Genomic DNA, 5,177 nt, shown 5'->3' on the forward strand with positions numbered 1-5,177 from the left:
AACTATAAAAATTATCATTTAAGACAGCAGAAAAACTCAAAGTTAATTCATTACGAACATAATTTTTAGCGATTTTGCCAGATTAGATGAGCCAAGTTTAGAAGCTTCTTTAAAGAGCTTCATAGCAAGATTAAACTGAAGAGTTTGATCATGGCTCAGATTGAACGCTGGCGGCAGGCTTAACACATGCAAGTCGAGCGGAAACGATGGTAGCTTGCTACCAGGCGTCGAGCGGCGGACGGGTGAGTAATACTTAGGAATCTACCTAGTAGTGGGGGATAGCACGGGGAAACTCGTATTAATACCGCATACGACCTACGGGAGAAAGGGGGCAGTTTACTGCTCTCGCTATTAGATGAGCCTAAGTCGGATTAGCTAGATGGTGGGGTAAAGGCCTACCATGGCGACGATCTGTAGCTGGTCTGAGAGGATGATCAGCCACACCGGGACTGAGACACGGCCCGGACTCCTACGGGAGGCAGCAGTGGGGAATATTGGACAATGGGGGAAACCCTGATCCAGCCATGCCGCGTGTGTGAAGAAGGCCTTTTGGTTGTAAAGCACTTTAAGCAGTGAAGAAGACTCTTCGGTTAATACCCGGAGACGATGACATTAGCTGCAGAATAAGCACCGGCTAACTCTGTGCCAGCAGCCGCGGTAATACAGAGGGTGCAAGCGTTAATCGGAATTACTGGGCGTAAAGCGAGCGTAGGTGGCTTGATAAGTCAGATGTGAAATCCCCGGGCTTAACCTGGGAACTGCATCTGAAACTGTTAGGCTAGAGTAGGTGAGAGGGAAGTAGAATTTCAGGTGTAGCGGTGAAATGCGTAGAGATCTGAAGGAATACCGATGGCGAAGGCAGCTTCCTGGCATCATACTGACACTGAGGCTCGAAAGCGTGGGTAGCAAACAGGATTAGATACCCTGGTAGTCCACGCCGTAAACGATGTCTACTAGTCGTTGGGTCCCTTGAGGACTTAGTGACGCAGCTAACGCAATAAGTAGACCGCCTGGGGAGTACGGCCGCAAGGTTAAAACTCAAATGAATTGACGGGGGCCCGCACAAGCGGTGGAGCATGTGGTTTAATTCGATGCAACGCGAAGAACCTTACCTGGTCTTGACATATCTAGAATCCTGCAGAGATGCGGGAGTGCCTTCGGGAATTAGAATACAGGTGCTGCATGGCTGTCGTCAGCTCGTGTCGTGAGATGTTGGGTTAAGTCCCGCAACGAGCGCAACCCTTGTCCTTAGTTACCAGCGGGTTAAGCCGGGAACTCTAAGGATACTGCCAGTGACAAACTGGAGGAAGGCGGGGACGACGTCAAGTCATCATGGCCCTTACGACCAGGGCTACACACGTGCTACAATGGTAGGTACAGAGGGCAGCTACACAGCGATGTGATGCGAATCTCAAAAAGCCTATCGTAGTCCAGATTGGAGTCTGCAACTCGACTCCATGAAGTAGGAATCGCTAGTAATCGCGGATCAGAATGCCGCGGTGAATACGTTCCCGGGCCTTGTACACACCGCCCGTCACACCATGGGAGTTGATTGCACCAGAAGTGGATAGCTTAACCTTCGGGGAGGCGTTCACCACGGTGTGGTTGATGACTGGGGTGAAGTCGTAACAAGGTAGCCGTAGGGGAACCTGCGGCTGGATCACCTCCTTATAGACGCATTCGGTCAGCAAGAATTCACAACAAGTTGTTCTTTAGTTTAAGCTTACGTTTTAACAAACGTATTAGGGTCTGTAGCTCAGCTGGTTAGAGCACCGTGTTGATAACGCGGGGGTCGGTGGTTCAAGTCCACCTAGACCCACCATTTTACAATGGGGCCATAGCTCAGTTGGTAGAGCGCCTGCCTTGCACGCAGGAGGTCAACGGTTCGACTCCGTTTGGCTCCACCACTACTAAGACGGTTAAGTAAGCTTTAGATGCCAATAAATAAATAGGTATTAAATAGAAACAAGTGATTGTTAATGATTACTTCTTTCTGTTTTATACAGAATCTGTGACTCGACGAGAGCATAGAGACTATTTAAAAACATAGATATGAGTCTGGGTTAGGAAGAGCGTGTTCACGCGCACTTCTTAACCTTAATAACTCACCTCTTAACGACATCAGTTGTTATCCCAGGGGTGAGTTATTAAAAAAAGTAAAGAGAACTGAATCAAGCGTATAAACATAGGTGATATCGTTATCATAATTAGATTGTATGACACTTAGAAGTCGAAAGACTACTTGGGGTTGTATGGTCAAGTAATGAAGCGCACATGGTGGATGCCTTGGCAGTCAGAGGCGATGAAAGACGTGACAGCCTGCGATAAGCTTCGGGGAGGCGGCAATATCCTGTGATCCGGAGATTTCTGAATGGGGAAACCCACTTACCATAAGGTAGGTATCCTAATTTATTAGGAAGCGAACGAGGGGAAGTGAAACATCTCAGTACCCTTAGGAATAGACATCAATTGAGATTCCCCTAGTAGCGGCGAGCGAACGGGGAGAAGCCGATTAATTCTAATGTAGAAGAACAGCGTGGGAAAGCTGACCGTAGTAGGTGATAGTCCTGTATTCGAAACATTAGAGTTAACATATTAAGTAGAGCGGGGCACGAGAAATCCTGTTTGAAGATGGGGGGACCATCCTCCAAGGCTAAATACTCCTGACTGACCGATAGTGAACCAGTACCGTGAGGGAAAGGCGAAAAGAACCCCTGTGAGGGGAGTGAAATAGAACCTGAAACCGTGTGCGTACAAGCAGTGGGAGCCCACTTGTTGGGTGACCGCGTACCTTTTGTATAATGGGTCAGCGACTTATATTCTGTAGCAAGGTTAACCGTTTAGGGGAGCCGTAGGGAAACCGAGTCTTAATAGGGCGTTTAGTTGCAGGGTATAGACCCGAAACCGAGTGATCTATCCATGAGCAGGTTGAAAGTGCCGTAACAGGCACCGGAGGACCGAACCCACTGTCGTTGAAAAGCCAGGGGATGACTTGTGGATAGGGGTGAAAGGCTAATCAAACTCGGTGATAGCTGGTTCTCCCCGAAAGCTATTTAGGTAGCGCCTCGGACGAACACCATTGGGGGTAGAGCACTGTTTCGGCTAGGGGGTCATACCGACTTACCAAACCGATGCAAACTCCGAATACCGATGAGTGATATCCGGGAGACACACGGTGGGTGCTAACGTCCATCGTGGAGAGGGAAACAACCCAGACCGCCAGCTAAGGCCCCAAATTCCTAGTTAAGTGGGAAACGAGGTGGGAAGGCATAGACAGCTAGGAGGTTGGCTTAGAAGCAGCCATCCTTTAAAGAAAGCGTAATAGCTCACTAGTCGAGTCGGCCCGCGCGGAAGATGTAACGGGGCTCAAACTAGGAGCCGAAGCTGCGGATTTGAATTTGTTTTCAAGTGGTAGGGGAGCGTTGTGTAAGCCTGTGAAGGTGTGTTGTAAAGCATGCTGGAGGTATCACAAGAGCGAATGCTGACGTGAGTAACGATAATGCGAGTGAAAAGCTCGCACGCCGGAAGATCAAGGGTTCCAGTCCAACGTTAATCGGGGCTGGGTGAGTCGACCCCTAAGGCGAGGCCGAAAGGCGTAGTCGATGGGAAATCGGTTAATATTCCGATACTTGTTTATAATGCGATGGAGGGACGGAGAAGGTTATGTCAGCCTGGCGTTGGTTGTCCAGGTGAAAGGATGTAGGTTTATAGCTTAGGTAAATCCGGGCTATTCTATACCGAGATCTGATAGCAAGCTGTACTTGTACAGCGAAGTGGCAAATACCATGCTTCCAGGAAAAGCTTCTAAGCAATAGTTATAAACGAATCGTACCCTAAACCGACACAGGTGATCAGGTAGAGAATACCAAGGCGCTTGAGAGAACTCTGCTGAAGGAACTAGGCAAAATGGTACCGTAACTTCGGGAGAAGGTACGCTGTTGATGGTGATAGGACTTGCTCCTTGAGCTGTTGGCAGTCGCAGATACCAGGCTGCTGCAACTGTTTATTAAAAACACAGCACTCTGCAAACACGAAAGTGGACGTATAGGGTGTGATGTCTGCCCGGTGCTGGAAGGTTAATTGATGGGGTTAGCGTAAGCGAAGCTCTTGATCGAAGCCCCAGTAAACGGCGGCCGTAACTATAACGGTCCTAAGGTAGCGAAATTCCTTGTCGGGTAAGTTCCGACCTGCACGAATGACATAATGATGGCAGCGCTGTCTCCAGCAGAGACTCAGTGAAATCGAAATCGCAGTGAAGATGCTGTGTACCCGCGGCTAGACGGAAAGACCCCGTGAACCTTTACTACAGCTTTACATTGAACTTTGACCTGACTTGTGCAGGATAGGTGGGAGGCTTTGAAGCCGAGACGCTAGTCTTGGTGGAGCCAATCTTGAAATACCACCCTGGTCATGTTGGGGTTCTAACTCAGGTATAACAATACCGAGGACAATGTATGGTGGGTAGTTTGACTGGGGCGGTCTCCTCCTAAAGAGTAACGGAGGAGTACGAAGGTGCGCTCAGACCGGTCGGAAATCGGTCGTAGAGTATAAAGGCAAAAGCGCGCTTAACTGCGAGACCCACAAGTCGAGCAGGTACGAAAGTAGGTCTTAGTGATCCGGTGGTTCTGTATGGAAGGGCCATCGCTCAACGGATAAAAGGTACTCTGGGGATAACAGGCTGATACCGCCCAAGAGTTCATATCGACGGCGGTGTTTGGCACCTCGATGTCGGCTCATCTCATCCTAGGGCTGAAGCAGGTCCTAAGGGTATGGCTGTTCGCCATTTAAAGAGGTACGCGAGCTGGGTTTAGAACGTCGTGAGACAGTTCGGTCCCTATCTACCGTGGGCGTTGGAAATTTGAGAGGATCTGCTCCTAGTACGAGAGGACCAGAGTGGACGAACCTCTGGTGTTCGGGTTGTCACGCCAGTGGCATTGCCCGGTAGCTACGTTCGGATGGGATAACCGCTGAAAGCATCTAAGCGGGAAGCCCACCTCAAGATTAGATTTCCCTAAAGAGCCGTTCAAGACTAGGACGTTGATAGGCAGGGTGTGGAAGCGCAGCGATGCGTGTAGCTAACCTGTACTAATTGCTCGTTTGGCTTGACCATACAACACCCAAGTGGTTTGTATACAAGTCTAATTAATCTATCTTGTATAGCTCAGGCTATAGAATAA

2 tRNA genes and 2 rRNA genes are annotated in these 5,177 nt (G+C 49.2%); all 4 read left to right on the forward strand.

Annotated features, from left to right (window positions below):
• Positions 1-132 precede the first annotated feature (132 nt).
• The 4 genes from V6252_RS12790 to V6252_RS12805 all read left to right on the forward strand — a co-directional run bounded on the left by V6252_RS12790 (position 133) and on the right by V6252_RS12805 (position 5,110).
• Positions 133-1,671: ribosomal RNA gene (locus V6252_RS12790) — 16S ribosomal RNA — on the forward strand.
• Between the two features lie 74 nt (positions 1,672-1,745).
• Positions 1,746-1,822 (forward strand) — tRNA-Ile (locus V6252_RS12795).
• 9 nt (positions 1,823-1,831) lie between these two features.
• Positions 1,832-1,907 (forward strand) — tRNA-Ala (locus V6252_RS12800).
• A gap of 347 nt (positions 1,908-2,254) precedes the next feature.
• Positions 2,255-5,110 (forward strand): 23S ribosomal RNA (locus V6252_RS12805).
• Together the 16S and 23S rRNA genes with 2 tRNA genes alongside form the textbook arrangement of a ribosomal RNA operon.
• Positions 5,111-5,177: the final 67 nt, after the last annotated feature.

Origin of the sequence: Psychrobacter proteolyticus, from assembly GCF_038155145.1 — a bacterium.
GTDB lineage: Bacteria > Pseudomonadota > Gammaproteobacteria > Pseudomonadales > Moraxellaceae > Psychrobacter > Psychrobacter proteolyticus_B.